Origin of the sequence: Pseudomonas putida (genome assembly GCA_041879295.1) — a bacterium.
Taxonomy (GTDB): domain Bacteria; phylum Pseudomonadota; class Gammaproteobacteria; order Pseudomonadales; family Pseudomonadaceae; genus Aquipseudomonas; species Aquipseudomonas putida_Y.
On sequence record CP047152.1, the window covers coordinates 843214 to 865092 of the forward strand.

Here is a 21879-nt window from a genome sequence, read left to right on the forward strand (position 1 = left end):
CATGAACCGTGCCGGTTATGAGATTCGCGAAACGGTCAGCGGCCAGACGTTCCGTTGCCTGCCCGACCAGTCGGTGCTCAGTGCGATGGAGCAACAGGGCAAGCGCTGCGTGCCAGTCGGTTGCCGCGGCGGCGGCTGCGGCCTGTGCAAGGTGCGCGTGCTGAGCGGCACCTACCAGTGCCACAAGATGAGTTGCAACCATGTGCCGCCGGAGGCGGCCAAGCAGGGCCTGGCCCTGGCCTGCCAACTGTTTCCCCAGACTGACCTGAACATCGAATGCCTGCGCCGCCAAGGCCCGGGCGACCACAACAACAAGAACCAGCAAGAGGTGTCGTCATGAAAAAAGGCGTAATGCGCCCCGGTCACGTCCAGCTTCGCGTACTGAACCTGGAGAGCGCCCTGGCCCACTACCGCGACCTGCTCGGTCTGATCGAAATGGACCGCGACGAGCAAGGGCGCGTCTACCTGAAGGCCTGGACCGAGGTCGACAAATTCTCCGTGGTGCTGCGCGAGGCCGATCAACCGGGCATGGATTTCATGGGCTTCAAGGTGATCGACGAGGACTGCCTGAACCGCCTGACCCAGGATCTGCTCAATTATGGCTGCCTGATCGAAACCATCCCCGCCGGTGAACTCAAGGGTTGCGGTCGGCGGGTGCGTTTCCAGACGCCGTCCGGACACTTTTTCGAGCTCTACGCCGACAAGGAGTACACCGGCAAATGGGGGCTGGAGGAGATCAATCCGGAAGCCTGGCCGCGCAACCTCAAGGGCATGCGCGCGGTGCGTTTCGACCACTGCCTGCTGTATGGCGACGAGCTGCAGGCGACCTATGCGCTGTTCACCGAGGTGCTCGGTTTCTACCTGGCCGAGCAGGTGATCGACGACGACGGCACCCGCGTCGCGCAGTTCCTCAGCCTGTCGACCAAAGCGCACGACGTGGCCTTCATCCATTGCCCGGAGAAGGGCAAGTTCCACCATGTGTCGTTCTTCCTGGAAACCTGGGAGGACGTGCTGCGCGCAGCCGACCTGATCTCCATGACCGATACCTCCATCGACATAGGCCCGACCCGCCACGGCCTGACTCACGGCAAGACCATCTACTTCTTCGACCCTTCGGGCAACCGCAACGAGGTGTTCTGTGGCGGCGATTACAACTACCAGGACCACAAGCCCGTGACCTGGCTGGCCAAGGACCTGGGCAAGGCCATTTTTTACCACGACCGGGTGCTCAACGAACGTTTCCTGACCGTGCTCACCTGAAAGCCCGGCTCGCCTTTTTGCAGAGATTGCGCAGATGAAAGAGATCAAGCACTTCATTAACGGCGCCTTCGTCGGCTCGGCTAGCGGCCGCACCTTCGAGGACGTCAACCCCGCTAATGGCCAGGTGATTGCCCGTGTTCACGAAGCTGGTCGCGCCGAAGTCGACGCAGCGGTGCAGGCCGCACGCGCCGCGCTGAAAGGCCCCTGGGGCAAGATGAGCGTGAGCGAGCGGGCGGAGATCCTGCACCGCGTGGCCGACGGCATCACCGCACGTTTCGACGAGTTCCTCGAAGCGGAATGCCTGGATACCGGCAAGCCCAAGTCGCTCGCCAGCCATATCGACATCCCGCGCGGTGCGGCCAACTTCAAGGTCTTCGCCGACCTACTGAAGAACGTCGCCACCGAAGCCTTCGAGATGGCCACGCCGGATGGTAGTGGCGCGATCAACTACGCGGTGCGCCGCCCCAAGGGGGTGATCGGGGTGATCAGCCCGTGGAACCTGCCGCTACTGCTGATGACCTGGAAGGTCGGCCCGGCCCTGGCCTGCGGCAACACGGTGGTGGTCAAGCCCTCGGAGGAAACCCCACTGACTACCGCGCTGCTCGGCGAGGTGATGCAGGCGGCCGGCGTGCCGGCTGGGGTGTACAACGTGGTGCATGGCTTCGGCCCGGATTCGGCCGGCGCCTTCCTCACCGAGCACCCGGACGTCAACGCCATCACCTTCACCGGCGAAACCCGCACCGGCGAGGCGATCATGCGCGCGGCGGCCAAGGGTGTGCGGCCGGTGTCCTTCGAACTGGGCGGCAAGAACGCCGGCATCGTCTTCGCCGACTGCGACCTGGACAAGGCCATCGAAGGCAGCATGCGGTCGGTGTTCGCCAACGGCGGCCAGGTCTGCCTGGGCACCGAGCGCCTGTATGTCGAGCGGCCGATCTTCGATGAGTTTGTCGCCCGCCTCAAGGCCGGCGCCGAGAGCCTGGTGATAGGTACGCCGGATGACCCGCAGGCCAACTTCGGCCCGTTGATCAGCCTGCAGCACCGCGAGAAGGTCCTCTCCTATTACCAGAAGGCGGTTGATGAGGGCGCCACAGTGGTCACCGGCGGCGGCGTGCCCGAGATGCCGGCCGAACTGGCTGGCGGCGCCTGGGTGCAACCGACCATCTGGACCGGCTTGGCCGACGGTGCCGCGGTGGTCACCGAGGAAATCTTCGGGCCCTGCTGCCATATCCGCCCGTTCGACCGCGAGGAAGAAGCCGTCGAGTTGGCCAATAGCCTGCCCTATGGCCTGGCGGCGACCATCTGGACCGAGAACACCTCGCGCGCGCACCGCGTCGCCGGGCAACTGGAGGCCGGCATCGTCTGGGTTAACAGCTGGTTCCTGCGCGATCTGCGTACCGCCTTCGGCGGCAGCAAGCAGTCGGGTATAGGCCGGGAAGGGGGTGTGCACTCGCTGGAGTTCTACACCGAACTGAAAAACATCTGCGTGAAGTTGTGAGGCAGCCATGAATGCACCCCAGAACAGCCCGGAAATCGGCCGCGAGATTATCGCCGCCGGCATTCGCACCAACCTGCATGACAGCGGCGCAGGCTTCCCGCTGATGATGATCCACGGCTCCGGCCCCGGCGTGACCGCCTGGGCCAACTGGCGCCTGGTGATGCCAGAGCTGGCCAAGAGCCGCCGGGTGATAGCTCCGGACATGCTCGGCTTCGGCTACAGCGAGCGCCCGGCCGATGCGCAGTACAACCGTGATGTCTGGGTCGATCACGCGGTCGGCGTGCTCGATGCGCTGGAGATTGAACAGGCCGACCTGGTTGGCAACTCCTTCGGTGGCGGCATAGCCCTGGCGTTGGCCATCCGCCATCCCGAGCGCGTGCGCCGGTTGGTGCTGATGGGCAGCGCCGGGGTCAGCTTCCCGATCACCGAGGGCCTCGACGCGGTCTGGGGCTACAACCCCTCGTTCGCCGAGATGCGCCGTCTGCTGGACATCTTCGCCTTCGACCGCAATCTGGTGAACGACGAACTGGCCGAGTTGCGCTACCAGGCCAGCATCCGTCCAGGCTTCCACGAATCCTTCGCGGCGATGTTCCCGGCGCCGCGCCAGCGCTGGGTCGACGGCCTGGCCAGCGCCGAGGCGGCGATCCGCGCCTTGCCTCACGAAACCCTGGTGATCCATGGCCGCGAGGACCAGATCATCCCGCTGCAAACCTCGCTGACCCTGGCCGACTGGATCGCCCGTGCGCAACTGCACGTGTTCGGCCAATGCGGCCACTGGACGCAAATCGAACACGCCGCACGTTTCGCTAGCCTGGTCGGGGATTTCCTCGCCGAGGCGGACGCCGCTGCCATTTCCTGAGAGAGACGAAAATGGACAAGATTTTGATCAACGAGCTCGGCGACGAGCTGTACCAGGCAATGGTCAATCGCGAGGCGGTCAGCCCGCTGACCGAGCGTGGCCTGGATATTTCCGTCGACGATGCCTACCACATCTCCCTGCGCATGCTCGAACGCCGACTGGCCGCCGGCGAGAAGGTGATCGGCAAGAAGATCGGTGTCACCAGCAAGGCAGTGCAGAACATGCTCAACGTACACCAGCCGGACTTCGGTTACCTGACCGACCGCATGGTGTTCAACAGCGGCGAGGCGATGCCGATCAGCCAGTTGCTGATGCAGCCCAAGGCCGAGGGCGAGGTTGCCTTCATCCTCAAGAAGGACCTGATCGGCCCCGGCGTGACCAACGCCGACGTACTGGCCGCCACCGAGTGCGTGATGCCCTGTTTCGAGATCGTCGATTCGCGCATCCGCGACTGGAAAATCAAGATCCAGGACACCGTGGCGGACAACGCCTCCTGTGGCTTGTTCGTGCTCGGCGACCAGGCGGTATCGCCGCGCCAGGTCGACCTGGTCACCTGCGGCATGGTGGTGGAAAAGAACGGCCACATCATCAGCACCGGGGCCGGCGCCGCGGCGCTCGGTTCGCCGGTCAACTGCGTGGCCTGGCTGGCCAACACCCTGGGCCGTTTCGGCATCGCGCTGAAAGCCGGCGAGGTGATCCTGTCCGGCTCGCTGGTGCCGTTGGAGCCGGTCAAGGCCGGCGACGTGATGCGCGTCGACATCGGCGGTATCGGCAGCGCCTCCGTGCGCTTCACCTAAATTGGAGGCTTGCAGATGAACCAGAAACTCAAAGTCGCGATCATCGGTTCGGGCAATATCGGCACCGACCTGATGATCAAGGTGCTGCGCAACGCCAAGTACCTGGAAATGGGCGCCATGGTCGGCATCGACGCCGCCTCCGACGGCCTGGCCCGCGCCCAGCGCATGGGCGTGACGACCACCTATGCCGGCGTCGAAGGGCTGATCAAGCTGCCCGAATTCGCCGACATCGATTTCGTCTTCGACGCCACCTCGGCCAGTGCCCACGTGCAGAACGAGGCGCTGCTGCGCCAGGCCAAACCTGGCATCCGCCTGATCGACCTGACCCCGGCGGCCATCGGCCCGTACTGCGTGCCGGTGGTCAATCTGGAGGAGCACCTCGGCAAGCTCAACGTCAACATGGTTACCTGCGGCGGCCAGGCGACCATCCCGATGGTCGCCGCGGTCTCCCGTGTGGCCAAGGTCCATTACGCCGAGATCGTCGCCTCGATCAGCAGCAAGTCGGCCGGACCCGGCACCCGCGCCAACATCGACGAGTTCACCGAGACCACCAGCAAAGCCATCGAAGTGATCGGTGGTGCGGCCAAGGGCAAGGCGATCATCATCATGAACCCGGCTGAGCCGCCGCTGATCATGCGCGACACCGTGTATGTGCTGTCCGCCGCCGCCGATCAGGCCGCCGTCGCGGCCTCGGTGGCGGAAATGGTTCAGGCGGTGCAGGCCTACGTGCCCGGCTATCGCCTGAAGCAGCAGGTGCAGTTCGACGTGATCCCCGAGTCCGCGCCGCTGAACATCCCCGGTCTCGGCCGGTTCAGCGGGTTGAAGACCTCGGTGTTCCTCGAAGTCGAAGGCGCCGCCCATTACCTGCCGGCCTACGCCGGCAACCTCGACATCATGACCTCCGCCGCGCTGGCTACCGCCGAGCGTATGGCGCAGTCGATGTTGAACGCCTGAGGAGCTGCACCATGACGTTCAATCCGAGCAAGAAACTCTATATCTCCGACGTAACCCTGCGTGACGGCAGCCATGCCATTCGCCACCAGTACACCCTGGACGACGTACGTGCCATCGCCCGTGCGCTGGACAAGGCGAAAGTCGACAGCATCGAAGTCGCTCACGGCGATGGTTTGCAGGGCTCGTCTTTCAACTATGGCTTCGGACGGCACACTGACCTGGAGTACATCGAGGCGGTGGCCGGTGAGATCAGCCACGCCCAAATTGCCACCTTGCTGCTGCCGGGGATCGGCAGCGTGCATGACCTGAAGAACGCCTATCAGGCTGGCGCCCGAGTGGTGCGTGTCGCCACCCATTGCACCGAAGCCGACGTCTCGAAGCAGCACATCGAGTACGCCCGCAACCTTGGCATGGATACCGTCGGCTTCCTGATGATGAGCCACATGATCCCGGCCGAGAAACTGGCCGAGCAAGGCAAGTTGATGGAGAGCTACGGCGCCACCTGCATCTACATGGCCGACTCCGGTGGGGCGATGAGCATGAACGACATTCGTGATCGCATGCGCGCGTTCAAGGCCGTGCTCAAGCCCGAAACGCAGGTCGGTATGCACGCGCACCACAACCTCAGCCTTGGCGTAGCCAACTCTATTGTTGCCGTGGAAGAAGGCTGCGACCGTGTCGACGCCAGCCTGGCCGGCATGGGCGCCGGTGCCGGCAACGCACCACTGGAAGTGTTCATCGCCGTTGCAGAACGGTTGGGCTGGAACCATGGCACCGACCTCTACACCCTGATGGATGCCGCCGACGACATCGTCCGCCCGTTGCAGGATCGCCCGGTGCGGGTCGACCGCGAGACCCTCGGCCTCGGATATGCCGGTGTCTATTCCAGCTTCCTGCGTCACGCCGAGATCGCGGCCGCCAAATACAACCTGAAAACCCTCGACATTCTCGTCGAACTGGGACACCGGCGCATGGTCGGCGGCCAGGAAGACATGATCGTGGACGTCGCCCTCGACCTGTTGGCGGCCCACAAGGAGAACCGCGCATGAACCGCACTCTGACCCGTGACCAGGTGCTGGCCCTGGCCGAACACATCGAAAATGCCGAACTCGATGTGCATGACATCCCCAAGGTGACCAACGATTACCCGGATATGACCTTTGCCGACGCCTACGACGTGCAGTGGGAAATCCGTCGGCGCAAGGAAGCCCGTGGTAACAAGGTGGTCGGTCTGAAGATGGGCCTGACGTCCTGGGCCAAAATGGCGCAGATGGGCGTGGAAACACCGATCTACGGCTTCCTTGTCGACTACTTCAGCGTGCCGGATGGCGGTGTGGTGGATACCTCGAAGCTGATCCATCCGAAGATCGAGGCAGAAATCAGCTTCGTCACCAAGGCTCCATTGCACGGCCCTGGCTGCCATATCGGCCAGGTGCTGGCGGCTACCGACTTCGTGATTCCGACAGTCGAAGTGATCGACTCACGTTATGAGAACTTCAAGTTCGACCTGATCAGCGTGGTGGCCGACAACGCATCGTCGACCCGTTTCATCACCGGTGGGCAGATGGCCAACGTGGCGGATCTGGATCTGCGCACACTCGGCGTGGTGATGGAAAAGAACGGCGAAGTGGTAGAACTCGGCGCCGGTGCGGCAGTGCTTGGCCATCCGGCTTCCAGCGTGGCGATGTTGGCCAATCTGCTGGCCGAGCGTGGTGAGCATATCCCCGCGGGCAGCTTCATCATGACTGGCGGCATCACCGCTGCGGTACCGGTGGCACCGGGCGACAACATCACGGTGCGCTATCAGGGCCTTTGCTCGGTGAGTGCGCGCTTCATCTAACCCTGTGTGGCCGGCGTGCGCGCCGGCCATTGTCGACTAGGAGTACTGCAATGCCGATTGCTCAGCTTTACATCATCGAAGGTCGTACCGACGAGCAGAAGGAAACCTTGATCCGCCAAGTCAGCGAAGCCATGGCGAACTCGCTGGATGCACCCCTCGAGCGGGTGCGTGTGCTCATTACCGAAATGCCGAAGAATCACTTCGGCATTGGTGGCGAGCCGGCAAGCAAGGTCAGGCGCTAGTATGAGAGTGTTCGTTAAAGAGTTTGATTTGAATCCCAGAGCGGGTTGATAGGCAGAAAGAGCTACTGCTCTCTTTCGCCGCTCAAACGCAAAGTGCCCCTCTGTGGCAGGAGGCACTTTTTAGATGAAGCGTTATATTTAGTTTAGTCCTCGACATGCAGGCCGCACTCGGCCCGCATCTCATTCATCATGTCGAAGCTGATCGGGAAATTTGGGTTTTCCTCTTGGATTTCCGTGACCATGGCATCAAAGCAAGCCTCGGTGCCATAGCCTGACACATGGTTGGAGCTGCTCTTTGTATAGAGAGCATGGCCTTGCTGAGGGCCTACATCGCTGCGGTAAGCCGTGGTTTTTCCGCTACTGTCGAAATCCAGGTACCAACCTGAGTCCATTAGGGAAGGTCTGAAGTAGCCCTGTATTTCCGGTCGACTTCAGCCCTCGCTGCTTTTGAAAGCGGGCCGTCGATCAAATTCGACCAGGTAACCCGCTCAGTTCTCCGTTTTTGGCCGCCGCGAGCACCTCGCAGCAGCCATTTTCCGCATTACAGGTGCACCTTTCCTGCGGTAGTCAGCAAATGTCGGCGCGCCATCCATAGGTTCGACAGCGCGAACAGCGTCACCAGCTGAGCGGTGTTCTTGGCCAGGCCACGGAAGCGCACCTTCACGTAACCGAACTGGCGCTTGATCACTCGAAACGGGTGCTCGACCTTCGCTCGCACTTGTGCCTTGGCCTTCTCGATCTTGCGCTTGGCTTTGTACAGGGCGCTGCGTTTATCGAGCTTCTTGTAGGTGCTGCGGCGTGCTGCGACCTGCCAGATCACTTCGCGGCCAGCATGTTCGGGGCGCTTTTCGACGCCGGTGTAGCCGGCATCGGCGCAGACGACGTTCTCGTCACCGTGCAGCAGTTTTTCGACCTGGGTGATATCCGCCACGTTGGCTGCCGTGCCTACCACGCTGTGTACCAGCCCCGACTCATCATCCACGCCGATGTGCGCCTTCATGCCAAAGTAATACTGGTTCCCTTTCTTGCTCTGGTGCATTTCCGGGTCGCGCTTGCCGTCCTGGTTCTTGGTCGAGCTGGGCGCGTGGATCAGTGTGGCATCGACGATAGTGCCCTGGCGCAGCGACAGGCCGCGATCCCCCAGGTAGCCATTGATTACGCCGAGGATGCCGGCTGCCAGCTCATGTTTCTCCAGCAAGCGACGGAACTTGAGGATGGTGGTTTCGTCGGGAATACGCTCGAGGCTCAGCCCGGCGAACTGACGCAGGATGGTCGTCTCGTAGAGCGCTTCTTCCATGGCCGGGTCGCTGTAGCCGAACCAGTTCTGCATCAGATGGATACGTAACATGGCCATCAGCGGATAGGCTGGACGACCACCTTCACCCTTTGGGTAGTGTGGCTCGATCAGGGCAATCAATCCCTTCCACGGCACCACCTGATCCATCTCGATCAGGAACAATTCCTTACGGGTCTGCTTGCGCTTGCCGGCGTACTCGGCGTCGGCGAAGGTCATCTGCTTCATGGAAAAACTCGGCTGGCGGGATCGGCGTATTTCACCAGATTCAGGAAGTCTTTTTCAGACCTTCCTTAGGTACCTTCCGTAGACGCCTTGCCCGACCAGCGTCCCTTGCTTGAAGCCATCCCAGTTGTTGAGGACAGCGCAGCCATACTGGCCACAGTTCACAGGGAAGTAGGCATGGACTGTTTTCAGGAAGCGTTCACCGGTTTCAGTATCAATAAACGGTAGCTGCTTGAACCGCGGAGTGCGTTCACCAGCTATGCGGCAATCGAAGAAACGATTCTTGTCGAGCACCGTCGGGCAGACATAGACATTTTCTCCTTCTACATAAAGGCCTTGGCCGTCTTGGCCCATAGCAAAGTAGCCAACAGCAGCGGTAGTTGAGAGCGCAGCAGCAGCGCCGAGATACAGGGCGGTCTTTCCGGTCATGATCATGATCGAAGTCCTTTCGTGTGGTGGTCGTTGCCCAGGTGTGGGCATGAGGTGATTTTCCGTATTGGCGGTTACTTCTTCTTTTTCTTGTAGCGAACGACGATTCTGTTGAAGGTCGGGTACTTTTCGATTTCGTAATCTGGATTGAATGTCATGAGGTTGTGCATCGCGATCCCGGTGGCTGACAGCAGGCCAAGAGCGCCTGTGACACCGCCTGCGAAGCTGCTAGCTGCTAAGCCAACGCGGCCTACCGTGTAGACACGACAGGTCATCCCCGTGACCTCAATCTTGTTTTCTACCAGGCGAACGGCTTCGAGCAACTTGCCGCCGAGGCCTACGACCTCGAAGGACCCCTTGCTGCTGATGAGTTGAGGAAGTTTGGCGGTGGCCAGGTCGTCGAACGTCAGCTGTGTCATAGCTTCGATACTCTGCATGCGTGTGGCTGCTGAAGTAGGAACCACTTTATTGGATGGATTTCTACCTTTAAGGGTGGATAACAACCTTTGAAGACCTTCATGTCAAGAGGATGGCACTCGACCATTCAGGTTGACCTGGAGGTTTCATGCCTACATCTGAACAAACGAACCTGACTCAACTGGTAGGTAAGGCGATTGCCAAGCAGCGAATACGTGCTGGGCTGAGCCAGGAGCAAGTCGCTGAGCAGTTGGGGATTGGTAGCGAGGCGGTATCACGCATCGAACGTGGTGTGGTGATGCCCAACATCGAGCGACTGATGCAATTCGCGGAGATTTTTGCTTGTGAAGCAGCGGATCTGTTGACGCAGACAAGCACGCGTTCCGAGGACCAGGCAGTGCGTATCAGCCAGATGCTCAATCAACTGAGTGCTGATGATCGCCAGCTCGTCCTTGAACTGGTCGAGCGTTTGAGCCAGCGGCTCGGCAAGGGTTGAGCGCGCTGGTTTCAGGCTTCGGCATTTTCATCGAACAGTGCGCCGCAGCGTAGACACAAGCAGCCGTACTGCCTGAACTGAAAGTGTTGCACGTCTTTCAGAAAGGTCTGGTTTTCAGTCCATTTCTGTTCTGACGCTTTCACGCCATTGGCGAGCAGGGTGAATACGTTTTCCATACTGGTCGTATCGCCTGAAGAGGCATCTGCAGGTTGAAGTTGGCGCGCGGCTCGCAGAAAACCGTGCAGTGTGCTGATGAGCAAGACAACTGCTTTGACTGCATCAGCCGAAACGACGGCGGGCGAATCGCAGATCAAGCAACGTGTGGACATAGGTCGCTCCTGAGACGGCAAGCCGTCCCGTTATCGGAAAGGGATAGGGTGAGAACGGCGCAGCGGTGCGTCGCTACAGATGGCCTAGTTCAGCGAGAGAAGTGATTCCCTCGTGGCCGACGATGAAATGATCCAGTGTTGTGGTGCCGACCATGGCCAAGGCGTTCTTCAGTGTCTGCGTTAGACGCAGATCTGTCTGACTGGGAGAGGGATCACCGGAAGGGTGGTTGTGCACTAGGATCACCGCAGCGGCGTTTTGAGCGAGCACGGTCTTGACCACTTCGCGCGGATACACGCTGGCCGCATCAAGGGTGCCGCGAAACAGCTCCTCGAAACTGATCACGCGGTGTTTGCTGTCGAGCAACAACACCGCGAAGACTTCGTGTGGCAGATCCTGCAGCAACACCTGCAGGTGCTCCCTGACTTTGTGTGGATCAGTCAGTGCGCGGCCCTTACTGAGTCGGTGAGTGGCCAACTGCTGGGCCATACGCAGGATGTCGGTTTCGCTGACGGGTGAATCCACCAGGTAACTGCCGGCGACTTCACCGGCCTTGAGCTTGTGAAATTTCATGGTGTGTCTCCGGATGGCGAGCCGATTCGGCCTGCCCTTGGTTAGGCTGACGGTTCGAGCTGTTGGGATTGGGCTTCGAGCTTCTCGGCGAGTGACTGGGTGTGAACGGTGCTGTCGGGTTTCGACGCGGCGGGCTGACCGTCCGGAAAGAACTCTTCAGCAATGGCGCTGCTGTCCTCGCCGTCGTCCTCGAAGATGCCGTTGCCCAGACCGATTCGTGCGGTGGCATCCAACGCGGCTTGATCAAAGCCCGCCGCCTGACGCGCCTCATCCAATTCACGCGCAGTGAGCAACGCTTGCTCCACGGCCATACCGCTGCGCAGTGTCAGATCGACGTAGAAGATCGGCGTGCCATGGCTCTGCCGGGTGGATTTGCCACGTAAACGCAGCTCCAGTGGCAGGCAGGCCAGACGATCACCTGAAATGGCCCGGAAGTACTGCAGCCGGGCTATCAGCGTGCGGATGCTGTTGAAGCCCGTGGTGCGAAACACGAAGCTGCCCAGGGCATCCTCGTCGCCGATCACCACGTTCATCCGTCCGTAGGGCTTGCAGGCGTTGCCCTTGGCCAGTGGGCAGGCATCGGGCGAAGGGCAGGGCAGCGATTGAACGCCATCCTTGCCGATGCGTTTGCAGGCCTCGCCGTTACCGACACACACCGGTCGCCCGGTTTGTCGATCGAATAAGGTGTAATCAGCGCGGAAATTCAGCTCAGGTTCGTTGAACAACAAGCGCACTGGGATGCTGCGCAGCTTGTCGTCTTTGCCCTGGCGCAGTTCGTCATTGAGCGGGTGGAGTAACCAGCCGTCTTTGCCCTGCACCTGAGATGTGATGGTGAATTGGTCATCCTTTTCCGGCAGGCGCTTGCCGTTCTTCTCGACGACCTTGCCGATGGAGATGCGTCCGAGCACCGGCGGGGTGAGTGCGAGACCTTTGAGCATGGTGGTTCTCCTGAAAATGAAAAAAGGCCAGCCACGCAGTGCGAACTGCATAGACTGGCCAAGGGGAGGGAAGAGTTGATGGAGACGGAAATCAGCCGACCAGGAAACGCCGCGCACCGGGTTTCAGCAGCGGATACTTGGCCTGCAGGTAGGGTTTGTCCTGGAGTAGTTGAGCGACATCGAGACCGATGCTGTCCTTGGCCTTGCACCAGCTGACGTAGCCGCTGGAGAAATCTGCCCGGCTGGCACTGCCCATGGCCTGCTGCAGCATCTGCTTGAGCTCGGCCTCGCGCTTCTCCATGTTGGCAATCGACTGGCGAACGGCCTTGAGCTCGATGAAGGCAGCGGTCAGTCCGGCATGGTTGCTGAAGTCGGCGACCAGGCTGTTGTCTTCCGGGTAGAGGCAGCGCAGGGCCGATTCGGCGGAAGCGGTGCCATCGGCCGGCGGGGGTGTGTCGGTTTCCACGTGCTGCCAGAACTGGCGTTCCAGCTCGATCAGGCGGGCAATCATCTGCTCGTCCCGCTCGATGCGATGGATCTCCAGCGTCTGGCCGCCGAGCAGTACTGCCACATCTGCCGCCTGTTTGCCGGTGACTGCGAGCTGGTGCATCACTTGCAAAACCACATACTCAGGGACTCCTTCCTTCCAAAGACGAGCCCCGTTTATGCCGGCCGTTTTGCACTCCAGTATCTGGACATCTTCGGTACCGATTACCTCGCGGTCGATGTTGGCGAGCATCCAAGGCAACTCCGGATCTGGATGCTGCAGCACGGCGTTGCCTGTACGCTTGCTGTAATGCCAGGCCACGATGGGCTCCAGCACGTTGCCCCAATAGGCAGGGCTTTCCTCGTCTTGGGGATCGGTTTTTGGCAGCCCGGCATCGCGTCCGGTTTTCTCCAGCCAGAGTTCCAGTTGTGATTTGTAGGGATTCAGGCCGACCGCAGCGGCGGCATCCGAACTGCCGATACCTCGCTTCCGAACGGCCAGCCAGTCCCTGCGCGGTAGTTCCTTGGTGCTGACCAGGCGCAGAGCGGGGCGGTGCTTCTGGGCGCTGTTAATAGAGCGTGCTTTCATGGTGTTTACCTTGCAGATACAAAAACGCCCGGTCAGCTCAGCGCTGAACGGGCGTCATGGGGAATGAAAGTTGGGGAGTAGGTCAGGTGGGACTATATGCAAGTGTTCTGGGCGGCGACCGTGGCGCCAATCTTGAAACAAACTGGGTTATTGGGCGTTAGCGTATCGAGACGTCTTTTCTGTCCTGGTTGTCACTGGCGGCTGAGACCGACAGGTTGCCAGTAGATGCTTCTTGGATGTACTCGCTCCACCACGCTGTCAGCGGGCGGTTGCGTTTACTGATGTGGTGTTGTTTGTCTTCCAAGAGTCCAGCATGTCTGCCCATTGCTGCATCATCTCGGCCCGGTCATTCAGATACTCGGCATGGTTGTAGGTGCGTCTGACTGCGTTCTGCTCAGTATGTGCGAGCTGTCTCTCGATCCAGTCTGCGGAGAAACCCATTTCATTAAGTCTGGTGCTTCCTGTCGTCCGCGTGGCATGTGGACTGTACTTACCACCCCAGCCTAGTGTGTTGAGCATCTGGCGGAATGAGGCTGAGACCATCGGGCGAGTGCGCTCGTCTCGGTGTGGGAACACATGGCTGTATTTGCCGGTGATACCTTGAAGAGCCTGCAGCATCTCCACCGCCTGCCTTGGGAGTGGGATAGTGTGCTCCTTTCGCTTTTTCATTCGTTCGGCAGGGATGCGCCATAGGGCCTTGTCTAGGTCGAATTCAGACCATTGAGCCTCCACCGCTTCACTTGGTCGGCACAAAGTTAGCCACATGAGTCGGAAAGCGCAGAAGGTTTCATGGCGTCCGCCGTGGGATTCGACATCTCGCAGTAGCTGGCCAATTTCATCCGTAGAGAGTGGTCGTTTGTGTTGTGTCTTATTGGCAGGCAGTGCTTTTCGGACTGGGTGTACGGGATCACTGTTGGCACGTAGCGTTGAGATTGCCAGCTCGAATACGCCGGACATGGTTCGTTTGGCTTCGGCAGCTACAGATGGGCCATTGTCCTGTGCTGCTCCTTTGAGCACTTCAAGGATGTGGGCGGGGGTGATGGCTTTTATCGGCAGATTTCCGATTTTCGGAAAGACGACGCGTTTCAGCATATTGAGTCGTCTAGATTTGGTGATCTCCTCCCATTCCTTCAGCGACAGCCACTCTTTAGCGACCGCTTCAAACGTGATTGTTCTCTCATGCTCGCGTTTCACCCGCTCTTGTTGGCGGTGGTGCACGGGGTTGATGCCTTGTACAACCAATGATCGCGCCTTTATGCGCTCATCACGGGCTTCTGAAAGGGTAAAACGACGTCCTCTTCGGCGCTCCTCGGACTGCTCGGGCGTTTCGCCCTTGGGGGCAACCACATATTCCCCGATGGCGAACACACTTTCTTTCCTAGCGCTGCCGTCGCTCAGTTCGAATCGATAGCGCCACGCCTTTACTCCGTTGGGCTTCACCTCCAGATAGAGCCCATTTCCGTCTGTTAGTTTGTAGGGCTTTTCCTTTGGCTTAGCAGTACGGCACTCGGTGTCGGTAAGCGGCATGGCTACATCTCTCTATCTGTACCCGGTATTTTTATGATGCTATCAGAGCTGTACCCGGTAGCGTACCCGGTAACATCGCGGATCGTATAGAGTCTTGATAGATCTTGCTGGAAAAGAAAAACCCCTTAAAGTGGCGTTCTTTAAGGGGTTTGGTGTCCTATGACGTCCAATAGAATCTAAATTTCTATTTAGACGTTGAAGCGGAAGTGCATCACGTCGCCGTCTTTGACGATGTAATCCTTGCCTTCCAGACGCCACTTACCGGCTTCCTTGGCACCGGCTTCACCCTTGAACTGGATGAAGTCGTCATAGGCCACCACTTCAGCGCGGATGAAGCCTTTTTCGAAGTCGGTGTGGATGACGCCGGCTGCCTGCGGGGCAGTGGCACCGACGCGTACGGTCCAGGCACGTACTTCCTGCACGCCGGCAGTGAAGTAGGTCTGCAGGTTCAGCAGTTCGTAACCGGCGCGGATCACGCGGTTCAGGCCAGGCTCTTCCAGGCCCAGGGCCTCCAGGAACATGTCCTTCTCTTCACCGTCTTCCAGCTCGGCGATTTCTGCTTCGATCTTGTTGCACACCGGCACCACTACCGCGCCTTCTTCCTCGGCAATGGCCTTGACCACGTCCAGGTGCGGGTTGTTGTCGAAGCCGTCTTCGGCCACGTTGGCGATGTACATCACCGGCTTGCTGGTCAGCAGGTGGAAGCCACGGATGACGGCTTTTTCATCGTCAGCCATGTGCTTCATCAGGCTGCGCGCTGGCTTGCCTTCGGTAAAGTGCGGGATCAGCTTTTCCAGAATGGCCTTCTGCGCCAAGGCTTCCTTGTCGCCGCCCTTGGCGTTGCGGGCTACCTTCTGCAGTTGCTTTTCGCAGCTGTCGAGGTCGGCGAAGATCAGTTCGAGGTCGATGATCTCGATGTCACGCTTGGGGTCGACGCTGTTGGAAACGTGGATCACGTTCTCGTCTTCGAAGCAGCGCACCACGTGGGCAATGGCGTCGGTCTCGCGGATGTTGGCGAGGAACTTGTTGCCCAGGCCTTCGCCCTTCGAGGCACCGGCAACCAGGCCGGCGATGTCGACGAATTCCATGGTGGTCGGCAGGATGCGGTTTGGCTTGACGATCTCAGCCAGCGCAGCCAGGCGAGCGTCGGGCATAGGTACGATGCCGCTGTTTGGCTCGATGGTGCAGAAAGGGAAATTCTCCGCCGCGATGCCAGACTTGGTCAGGGCGTTGAACAGGGTGGACTTGCCGACGTTGGGCAGGCCGACGATGCCGCAATTGAAACCCATGGGTATTCCCCTCTCTAAAGGAAATCAGGCCTTCTGGCTGTGCAGCTCGCGCATCGCCTTGGCGAAATCGCCGGCGAGCACGTCCGGCAGCACGCCGAGGGCAAAATCGATGCTGGCGTCGAGCTTCTCCTGCTCGGCGCGCGGCGCGCGGCCCAGGACGAAGTTGGATACCAGTTTGGCGTCACCCGGGTGGCCGATGCCAAGCCGCAGGCGGTGGAAGTCGTTCTGGTTGCCGAGCTGCGCGATGATGTCGCGCAGGCCGTTGTGCCCACCATGGCCGCCGCCGCGCTTGAGCTTGGCAACGCCCGGGGGCAGATCGAGTTCGTCGTGTGCCACCAGTATCGCTTCCGGCTTGATGCGGAAGAAATTGGCCAAGGCCGCTACGGACTGGCCGCTGCGGTTCATGTAGGTGGTGGGAATCAACAAACGAACGTCGTTGCCCTGATGGCTGAATTTAGCCGTCAGGCCGAAATACTTTTTGTCAGCGGTCAGCGAAACACGCTGGGCGCTGGCAATGCGTTCAACGAAAAGAGCCCCTGCGTTATGCCGGGTCTGTTCGTATTCGGGGCCGGGGTTACCCAGGCCGACGATCAACTGGATGGCGGTCACGTCAGGGGCTCTTCCTTGGAGTTGGTGGGTTACAGTGCGCGCGGCACTGTAACCCGATCAACGCCGGCGTGCGAGTGGATTACTCGGCAGCGCCTTCTGCTTCTGGAGCAACGCGTGGAGCGTGAACGTTGGCAACAGCTTTGTCATCACCGTGGGCCAGAGCGACGAACTCTACGCCTTTCGGAGCTTTCAGGTCCGACAGGTGGATGATGGTGCCGATTTCGGCGTTGGCCAGGTCAACTTCGATGAACTCAGGCAGGTCTTTGGCTTCGCAGGAAACTTCGATCTCGGACTCAACGTGGGAGATCTCGCCGCCTTTCTTGGCCGGGGCTTCTTCGTTGATGAAGTGAACCGGAACCTTGGCGGTCAGTTTCTGGCCAGCAACGACGCGGACGAAGTCAGCGTGCATGATGAACTGCTTGGCTGGGTGGCGCTGCATGGCCTTGATGATGACGTTCTGCTTAACACCGTCAACGTTCAGCTCGATAACGTGGCTGAAGGCAGCTTCGTTTTCGAACAGCTTGGTGATTTCCTTGGCCAGGATGGTCAGGGATTGAGCTTCTTTACCACCACCGTAAACAACGGCTGGGATGCTCAGCGAGTGACGCAGGCGGCGGCTCGCACCTTTCCCCAGGTCAGTACGCGCTTGGGCGTTCAGAATAAAATCAGTCATTTTGTTTCTCCAAAATAGCCCCCCGAGGGCGTTTGCGACCAGCGCCAACGGGGATGGCAAAAAAGCCCCGCCCCAACACAGGTTGGGGCGGGGCGCTTCATATCAACACGTGTCCCGCTTAGCGGAACATCGCGCTGATCGATTCTTCGTTGCTGATGCGGCGTACCGCTTCAGCGACAACCGGTGCGATATCCAGCTGACGGATACGGTCACAGGCTTGAGCAGCGGCGGACAGCGGAACGGTGTTGGTCACCACCAGCTCGTCCAGTACCGACTTCTCGATGTTCTCGATCGCGCGGCCCGACAAAACAGGGTGCGTGCAGTAGGCGTAAACCTTGGCAGCGCCGTGCTCTTTCAGGGCTTTGGCCGCGTGGCACAGGGTGCCGGCGGTGTCGACCATGTCGTCTACCAGGATGCAGGTGCGCCCTTCGACGTCGCCGATGATGTGCATAACCTCGGAGTGGTTAGCCTTTTCGCGGCGTTTGTCGATGATACCCAGATCGACGCCCAGGGACTTGGCGACAGCGCGTGCGCGCACGACACCACCGATGTCCGGGGAGACGATCATCAGGTTCTCGAAACGCTGGTCTTCGATGTCGTCAACCAGTACGGGCGAGCCGTAGATGTTGTCGACGGGGATATCGAAGAAGCCTTGGATCTGGTCAGCGTGCAGGTCGACGGTGAGTACACGGTCGATACCTACGACAGTGAGCATGTCAGCAACAACTTTGGCGCTGATGGCTACACGTGCCGAACGCGGACGGCGGTCCTGGCGGGCATATCCGAAGTAAGGAATCACGGCGGTGATTCGGGATGCTGAGGAGCGGCGGAAGGCGTCGGCCATCACTACCAGTTCCATCAGGTTATCGTTGGTCGGAGCGCAGGTCGGCTGAATAATGAAAACGTCTTTACCGCGAACATTTTCATTGATCTCAGTACTGATCTCGCCGTCGGAGAATTTACCGACAGAGACGTCACCGAGAGGGATATGCAGCTGACGTACGACACGCCGAGCCAGATCGGGGTTAGCGTTCCCCGTAAAGACCATCATCTTGGACACGCGCAGTACCTGAAGGCTGAGGGTATACCTGGATGAGTATAAGGAAAATGGCAGGGGCGGCTGGATTCGAACCAACGCATGGCAGGATCAAAACCTGCTGCCTTACCGCTTGGCGACGCCCCTGTATCTGTTGCTGCGAACGCTCATGCGCTCGACTTCTTGACCAGACTTTGCAGCTTGCGATGCAACATCGAAATATTGCTTCCTTTCGCCACAAACCCTGTTTGGGTCGCTGAAAGAAGGGCCAGAACTTTATCAGCTTCGGCTTTGCTTGGGAAGGCCCCAAACACACAACTTCCAGTGCCGGTTAGTCGAGCCTCAGTGAACTTTCCCAGTAAATTCAACGCATTGCGAACTTCAGGGTAATTCTGCTCTACCACCGGTTGGCAGTCATTTCGACTGTTTCCCTCGGGAACGGGGCGCATCTTAAGGGGGAGTGAATCACGTGTCAACTGCGGATGTGAAAAAATTTCTACTGTGCTGACAGACACTTGCGGCACCAGCACGACATACCAAGGTTCGATCGGGTCGACCGGAGTCAGTTGCTCCCCTACACCTTGCGCGAACGCCGCATGGCCGCGTACGAACACCGGCACATCGGCGCCCAGGCGCAGACCCAGTGCGGCCAGGCGGTCTTCGTCCCAGTCCAGTTGCCACAGGTGGGCGAGCGCCAGCAGGGTGGTCGCGGCGTCCGAGCTGCCGCCGCCGATGCCACCACCCATGGGCAGCACCTTGGTCAGCCAGATGTCGGCGCCGAGGGTGGTGCCCGATTGTGCCTGCAACATACGCGCGGCCCGCACGATCAGGTTGCTGTCGTGGGGGACTGCCTCGATCTCGGTGTGCAAGTGGATCACGCCATCGTCACGCAGGGCGAAGCTCAGTTCGTCGCCGTGGTCGAGAAACTGGAACACCGTTTCCAGCTCGTGGTAACCGTCCGCGCGGCGGCCGATGATGTGCAGCCACAGGTTGAGCTTGGCCGGGGCGGGCAGGGTGAGCTTGTGCATGGGATCAGTGCCCCAGCTGGCGTGGCTGCCAGTCCTTGACCACCAGGGTTACGTCCAGGTCCTTGCCGTGCAGCTTCAGGCGCTCGGGCAACCAGTAGCCGTTCTGTTCGGTGTAGCTCAGGTACTGCACCTGCCAGCCATCCTGGTCCAGGCTGGCCAGGCGGCTGTCGCCGTCCAGGGTCAGCTTGCTCTTGCTGTCGGGAGCGGGCAGGCCGCGAACCCACCAGACAAGGTGCGACACCGGCAGTTGCCAGCCCAGTTGCTCTTCCAGCAGCGCTTCAGGGCTGGCAGCTTCGTAGCGGCCCTGGTTGGCCACCTCCAGCACGACGCCACCCGGGCGGCCGGTCAGGCGTGCGGCGCCACGGCCCAGTGGGCCGGCCAGGCGAATATCATAGTAGTCCTGGCGTTGCAGCCAGAACAGCGTGCCGCTGCCAGAGTCGCGCGGGGCACGGATGCCGACCTTGCCGCTGATCTGCCAGCCATCAAGGTTGCTCAGTTGCTCTTTATGGACGCGCCACTGTTGCGGGTCGCCGTGGCCCTGCAGGGCCTCTCGGCTACCGAAGCCGGCACAGCCGGCCAGCAGGGCGATCAAGGTAAAGGTGATGCAATGGCGCAGGAACATGGCGTTAAAGAGTCTCGGATCCGGTCAGGCGTAAAAGGGTCTTGCGCAGGATAGGGCTGTCGGCCTGGGCTTCGAAGCCCTTGGCCCATACATGACGAGCTTCGCGGCGCTTGCCGTTGGCCCACAGCACTTCGCCCAGGTGGGCGGCCACTTCGTGGTCGGGGAAGTTGGCAAAGGCCTGGCGCAGGTAGGTTTCAGCTACGTCGAGGTTGCCCAGGCGATAGTTGACCCAACCCAGGCTGTCGAGCACTGCCGGGTCATCGGGGGTCAGTTGGTGGGCCTTGTCGATCAGCGCCTTGGCTTCGGCATAGCGGGTGGTACGGTCGGCCAGGGTGTAGCCCAGGGCGTTCAGGGCCATGGCGTTTTCTGGCTCGCGGGCGATGATGGCGCGCAGGTCTTTTTCCATCTGCGTCAGATCGTTGCGCTTCTCGGCCAGCATGGCGCGGGTGTAAAGCAGGTTGAGGTCGTCCGGGTAGCGCTGGATGGCTTGCTGCAGCACCTGGTTGGCCTGGGCGTCCTTGTTGTTGTTGCTATAGCTTTCCGATTCGATCAGGAATAGCTGGATGGCGTAGTCTGGCTGGGCTTCGCGTGCTTCGGCGAGGAGGCGCGAGGCATCACTGCTGCGGCCGTTGGCGATCAGGATGTCGGCCTGGCGCAGCTGTGCCGGCAGGTAGTCTGGGCCTGGGCCGACCAGGGCGTATTCACGCAGAGCGCCAGCAGGGTCGTGGCGCTCCTCTTGGATGCGGCCCAGGTTCAGGTGCGCAGCGTCGACGTTGCTGTCTCGCTCGACCAACTCCTGCAAGTAGCCTTCGGCTTCATCCCAGTCTTTGTTCTCAAGGCACACCAGCGCCAGCGAGTAGCGCAGTTCGTCATCATCGGGGTATTGCTGGACCAGACTGATGAATTCGCCTTTGGCATCGGCGATACGGTCCTGTTCGACCAGGGTGCGAGCGTAGGTCAGGCGCAGGCGTTTGTCGTCCGGGTTGTCGCGAATTGCCCCACGCAGCAGTGGCAGGGCTTCCGGACCACGGTCCAGGGCCTGCAGCAGCCGGGCACGCAGCAGGATCGGAGCGACCTCGCCGTTTTGTGCTGGGTGCGACTCGAGCAGTTCCAGGGCTTCTTCTGTCTTGCCGTCCTGGTTCAGCAACAAGGCCTTGCCGAATATCAGCTGGCCGTTGTCGGGGTATTTCACCAGCAAGCGTTCGAAACTATGTAGCAGGCCGTCGCGGGTGCTCTGGTCGGTTTCGGCTGCAGACAGGGCGAGGAAGTCGAAGTGGGTGTCGCCCTTGCCCTGCAGTACCTTTTCCATGTAGGTCATGGACTCGTCATAGCGACCGGCGCGGGCCAGCTGGATGGCGGCGGCGCGCTGTGCGTCGAGGTTCTGCGGGTCGTTGCGCGCCCAGACCAGCGCGTTCTCCAGTGACGGCTCGTCGGCGCCGAGGTACTCGGCAATGCGGTAGGCACGCTCGGAAACCCCAGGATCCTGGGTTTTTGCCGCCTGATCGGTGTAGTTGGCCAGGGCGATGTCGAAACGGTTGCGCTGGCCGGCCAGCTCTGCCACCAACAGGCTATAGAGTGTGTCCTGCTTGAACGAACCATACACCACGGGCTTTTCCGCCTCGCCCTTGCCAGCTTCGGCGACGGGAGGCTCGGCCTTTTGCGGGGCCAGGCTTTGGCAGCCCTGTAGCAGGGCGAAGGCAAGCAGCAATGCGTATGGTTTGTTCATAGAAAGGCTTATAGGAGGACTCACCGGCGGTCGGAGCATGATGACACAAGCGCGGAGGCAAACCCACCTGCGAAGGTCGTGGTTTACAGGCTGGGTGGTGCAGAGTGGGACAGCGGGGTGGGGGAGAGGTCAATGTCATCAACTTTGG

At 60.4% G+C, this 21879-nt stretch carries 26 protein-coding genes and 1 tRNA gene; 10 read left to right on the forward strand and 17 right to left on the reverse strand.

Features of this window, described 5'->3' with window-relative positions; all coding sequences use genetic code 11:
• Position 1: 1 nt before the first annotated feature.
• From GST84_03925 to GST84_03965, 9 genes are read left to right on the forward strand one after another with little or no spacing between them, the layout of a single operon-like run.
• A complete protein-coding gene (locus GST84_03925; GenBank protein XGB11544.1) occupies positions 2 to 340 on the forward strand; it encodes a 2Fe-2S iron-sulfur cluster binding domain-containing protein in 339 nt (112 codons plus the stop codon).
• Complete coding sequence (locus GST84_03930) at positions 337 to 1260, forward strand: catechol 2,3-dioxygenase (GenBank protein ID XGB11545.1); 924 nt, start codon at positions 337 to 339, stop codon at positions 1258 to 1260. Before GST84_03925 ends, GST84_03930 begins: the two co-directional genes overlap by 4 nt.
• A gap of 34 nt (positions 1261 to 1294) precedes the next feature.
• Positions 1295 to 2755: a 2-hydroxymuconic semialdehyde dehydrogenase gene (locus GST84_03935; GenBank protein ID XGB11546.1), complete on the forward strand. Its 1461-nt coding sequence runs from the start codon at positions 1295 to 1297 to the stop codon at positions 2753 to 2755.
• 7 nt (positions 2756 to 2762) lie between these two features.
• Complete coding sequence (locus GST84_03940; protein ID XGB11547.1) at positions 2763 to 3614, forward strand: 2-hydroxymuconate semialdehyde hydrolase; 852 nt, start codon at positions 2763 to 2765, stop codon at positions 3612 to 3614.
• Positions 3615 to 3625: 11 nt separating this feature from the next.
• A complete protein-coding gene (gene dmpE, locus GST84_03945; GenBank protein XGB11548.1) occupies positions 3626 to 4411 on the forward strand; it encodes a 2-oxopent-4-enoate hydratase in 786 nt (261 codons plus the stop codon).
• Positions 4412 to 4426: 15 nt separating this feature from the next.
• The gene (locus GST84_03950) at positions 4427 to 5365 is read left to right on the forward strand and encodes an acetaldehyde dehydrogenase (acetylating) (GenBank protein ID XGB11549.1); all 939 of its coding nucleotides are present in this window, start codon (positions 4427 to 4429) and stop codon (positions 5363 to 5365) included.
• An 11-nt stretch (positions 5366 to 5376) separates the two neighbouring features.
• Complete coding sequence (gene dmpG, locus GST84_03955; GenBank protein ID XGB11550.1) at positions 5377 to 6414, forward strand: 4-hydroxy-2-oxovalerate aldolase; 1038 nt, start codon at positions 5377 to 5379, stop codon at positions 6412 to 6414.
• Complete coding sequence (gene dmpH, locus GST84_03960; protein XGB11551.1) at positions 6411 to 7205, forward strand: 2-oxo-3-hexenedioate decarboxylase; 795 nt, start codon at positions 6411 to 6413, stop codon at positions 7203 to 7205. The genes dmpG and dmpH overlap by 4 nt, the downstream gene beginning before the upstream one ends.
• A 50-nt stretch (positions 7206 to 7255) precedes the next feature.
• Positions 7256 to 7447, forward strand: a complete 192-nt coding sequence (locus GST84_03965) for a 2-hydroxymuconate tautomerase (GenBank protein ID XGB11552.1) — start codon at positions 7256 to 7258, stop codon at positions 7445 to 7447.
• 143 nt (positions 7448 to 7590) lie between these two features.
• On the opposite strand, the gene GST84_03970 is transcribed toward GST84_03965, so the two are convergent.
• From GST84_03970 to GST84_03985, 4 genes are all read right to left on the reverse strand, one after another.
• Positions 7591 to 7839, reverse strand: a complete 249-nt coding sequence (locus GST84_03970; GenBank protein ID XGB11553.1) for a hypothetical protein — start codon at positions 7837 to 7839, stop codon at positions 7591 to 7593.
• Between the two features lie 149 nt (positions 7840 to 7988).
• On the reverse strand, positions 7989 to 8969 hold the full coding sequence (locus GST84_03975; GenBank protein ID XGB11554.1) for an IS5-like element ISPpu18 family transposase: 981 nt from the start codon (positions 8967 to 8969) through the stop codon (positions 7989 to 7991).
• A 54-nt stretch (positions 8970 to 9023) separates the two neighbouring features.
• Entirely contained in the window at positions 9024 to 9401 is a 378-nt protein-coding gene (locus GST84_03980) for a hypothetical protein (GenBank protein XGB11555.1), read from the reverse strand.
• Positions 9402 to 9469: 68 nt separating this feature from the next.
• Entirely contained in the window at positions 9470 to 9814 is a 345-nt protein-coding gene (locus GST84_03985) for a hypothetical protein (protein ID XGB15703.1), read from the reverse strand.
• A 146-nt stretch (positions 9815 to 9960) separates the two neighbouring features.
• On the opposite strand from GST84_03985, the gene GST84_03990 reads away from it, so the two are divergent.
• Positions 9961 to 10308 (forward strand): helix-turn-helix domain-containing protein, encoded by a 348-nt coding sequence (locus tag GST84_03990; GenBank protein XGB11556.1) that lies wholly within the window; start codon positions 9961 to 9963, stop codon positions 10306 to 10308.
• 11 nt (positions 10309 to 10319) lie between these two features.
• Here the strand turns inward: GST84_03990 and GST84_03995 are convergent, their stop codons facing one another.
• From GST84_03995 to GST84_04055, 13 genes are all read right to left on the reverse strand, one after another.
• Entirely contained in the window at positions 10320 to 10637 is a 318-nt protein-coding gene (locus tag GST84_03995; GenBank protein XGB11557.1) for a hypothetical protein, read from the reverse strand.
• Positions 10638 to 10710: 73 nt separating this feature from the next.
• Complete coding sequence (gene radC / locus GST84_04000; protein ID XGB11558.1) at positions 10711 to 11208, reverse strand: DNA repair protein RadC; 498 nt, start codon at positions 11206 to 11208, stop codon at positions 10711 to 10713.
• A gap of 41 nt (positions 11209 to 11249) precedes the next feature.
• A complete protein-coding gene (locus tag GST84_04005) occupies positions 11250 to 12146 on the reverse strand; it encodes a hypothetical protein (GenBank protein ID XGB11559.1) in 897 nt (298 codons plus the stop codon).
• Between the two features lie 91 nt (positions 12147 to 12237).
• Positions 12238 to 13221, reverse strand: a complete 984-nt coding sequence (locus GST84_04010; GenBank protein ID XGB11560.1) for an alkaline phosphatase — start codon at positions 13219 to 13221, stop codon at positions 12238 to 12240.
• A gap of 258 nt (positions 13222 to 13479) precedes the next feature.
• Positions 13480 to 14748, reverse strand: a complete 1269-nt coding sequence (locus tag GST84_04015) for a tyrosine-type recombinase/integrase (protein XGB11561.1) — start codon at positions 14746 to 14748, stop codon at positions 13480 to 13482.
• Positions 14749 to 14936: 188 nt separating this feature from the next.
• Positions 14937 to 16037: a redox-regulated ATPase YchF gene (ychF, locus tag GST84_04020; GenBank protein XGB11562.1), complete on the reverse strand. Its 1101-nt coding sequence runs from the start codon at positions 16035 to 16037 to the stop codon at positions 14937 to 14939.
• A 24-nt stretch (positions 16038 to 16061) separates the two neighbouring features.
• Positions 16062 to 16646, reverse strand: coding sequence for an aminoacyl-tRNA hydrolase (locus GST84_04025; protein ID XGB11563.1), 585 nt, complete (start codon positions 16644 to 16646; stop codon positions 16062 to 16064).
• Between the two features lie 79 nt (positions 16647 to 16725).
• On the reverse strand, positions 16726 to 17319 hold the full coding sequence (locus GST84_04030) for a 50S ribosomal protein L25/general stress protein Ctc (GenBank protein XGB11564.1): 594 nt from the start codon (positions 17317 to 17319) through the stop codon (positions 16726 to 16728).
• A gap of 118 nt (positions 17320 to 17437) precedes the next feature.
• The gene (gene prs / locus GST84_04035; protein XGB11565.1) at positions 17438 to 18379 is read right to left on the reverse strand and encodes a ribose-phosphate diphosphokinase; all 942 of its coding nucleotides are present in this window, start codon (positions 18377 to 18379) and stop codon (positions 17438 to 17440) included.
• A gap of 48 nt (positions 18380 to 18427) precedes the next feature.
• A tRNA-Gln gene (locus tag GST84_04040) sits at positions 18428 to 18502 on the reverse strand.
• A gap of 20 nt (positions 18503 to 18522) precedes the next feature.
• A complete protein-coding gene (gene ispE, locus GST84_04045; protein ID XGB11566.1) occupies positions 18523 to 19383 on the reverse strand; it encodes a 4-(cytidine 5'-diphospho)-2-C-methyl-D-erythritol kinase in 861 nt (286 codons plus the stop codon).
• 4 nt (positions 19384 to 19387) lie between these two features.
• Positions 19388 to 20005, reverse strand: coding sequence for a lipoprotein localization protein LolB (lolB, locus tag GST84_04050; GenBank protein XGB11567.1), 618 nt, complete (start codon positions 20003 to 20005; stop codon positions 19388 to 19390).
• A 4-nt stretch (positions 20006 to 20009) separates the two neighbouring features.
• On the reverse strand, positions 20010 to 21731 hold the full coding sequence (locus tag GST84_04055) for a tetratricopeptide repeat protein (protein XGB11568.1): 1722 nt from the start codon (positions 21729 to 21731) through the stop codon (positions 20010 to 20012).
• Between the last annotated feature and the right edge of the window lie 148 nt (positions 21732 to 21879).

Coding starts and splice junctions, on each gene's coding strand:
- GST84_03925 (XGB11544.1), top strand. CDS start 2: ATGAACCGTGCCGGTTATGAGATTCGCGAAACGGTCAGCGGCCAGACG.
- GST84_03930 (XGB11545.1), top strand. CDS start 337: ATGAAAAAAGGCGTAATGCGCCCCGGTCACGTCCAGCTTCGCGTACTG.
- GST84_03935 (XGB11546.1), top strand. CDS start 1,295: ATGAAAGAGATCAAGCACTTCATTAACGGCGCCTTCGTCGGCTCGGCT.
- GST84_03940 (XGB11547.1), top strand. CDS start 2,763: ATGAATGCACCCCAGAACAGCCCGGAAATCGGCCGCGAGATTATCGCC.
- dmpE (XGB11548.1), top strand. CDS start 3,626: ATGGACAAGATTTTGATCAACGAGCTCGGCGACGAGCTGTACCAGGCA.
- GST84_03950 (XGB11549.1), top strand. CDS start 4,427: ATGAACCAGAAACTCAAAGTCGCGATCATCGGTTCGGGCAATATCGGC.
- dmpG (XGB11550.1), top strand. CDS start 5,377: ATGACGTTCAATCCGAGCAAGAAACTCTATATCTCCGACGTAACCCTG.
- dmpH (XGB11551.1), top strand. CDS start 6,411: ATGAACCGCACTCTGACCCGTGACCAGGTGCTGGCCCTGGCCGAACAC.
- GST84_03965 (XGB11552.1), top strand. CDS start 7,256: ATGCCGATTGCTCAGCTTTACATCATCGAAGGTCGTACCGACGAGCAG.
- GST84_03970 (XGB11553.1), bottom strand. CDS start 7,839: ATGGACTCAGGTTGGTACCTGGATTTCGACAGTAGCGGAAAAACCACG.
- GST84_03975 (XGB11554.1), bottom strand. CDS start 8,969: ATGAAGCAGATGACCTTCGCCGACGCCGAGTACGCCGGCAAGCGCAAG.
- GST84_03980 (XGB11555.1), bottom strand. CDS start 9,401: ATGATCATGACCGGAAAGACCGCCCTGTATCTCGGCGCTGCTGCTGCG.
- GST84_03985 (XGB15703.1), bottom strand. CDS start 9,814: ATGACACAGCTGACGTTCGACGACCTGGCCACCGCCAAACTTCCTCAA.
- GST84_03990 (XGB11556.1), top strand. CDS start 9,961: ATGCCTACATCTGAACAAACGAACCTGACTCAACTGGTAGGTAAGGCG.
- GST84_03995 (XGB11557.1), bottom strand. CDS start 10,637: ATGTCCACACGTTGCTTGATCTGCGATTCGCCCGCCGTCGTTTCGGCT.
- radC (XGB11558.1), bottom strand. CDS start 11,208: ATGAAATTTCACAAGCTCAAGGCCGGTGAAGTCGCCGGCAGTTACCTG.
- GST84_04005 (XGB11559.1), bottom strand. CDS start 12,146: ATGCTCAAAGGTCTCGCACTCACCCCGCCGGTGCTCGGACGCATCTCC.
- GST84_04010 (XGB11560.1), bottom strand. CDS start 13,221: ATGAAAGCACGCTCTATTAACAGCGCCCAGAAGCACCGCCCCGCTCTG.
- GST84_04015 (XGB11561.1), bottom strand. CDS start 14,748: ATGCCGCTTACCGACACCGAGTGCCGTACTGCTAAGCCAAAGGAAAAG.
- ychF (XGB11562.1), bottom strand. CDS start 16,037: ATGGGTTTCAATTGCGGCATCGTCGGCCTGCCCAACGTCGGCAAGTCC.
- GST84_04030 (XGB11564.1), bottom strand. CDS start 17,319: ATGACTGATTTTATTCTGAACGCCCAAGCGCGTACTGACCTGGGGAAA.
- ispE (XGB11566.1), bottom strand. CDS start 19,383: ATGCACAAGCTCACCCTGCCCGCCCCGGCCAAGCTCAACCTGTGGCTG.
- lolB (XGB11567.1), bottom strand. CDS start 20,005: ATGTTCCTGCGCCATTGCATCACCTTTACCTTGATCGCCCTGCTGGCC.
- GST84_04055 (XGB11568.1), bottom strand. CDS start 21,731: ATGAACAAACCATACGCATTGCTGCTTGCCTTCGCCCTGCTACAGGGC.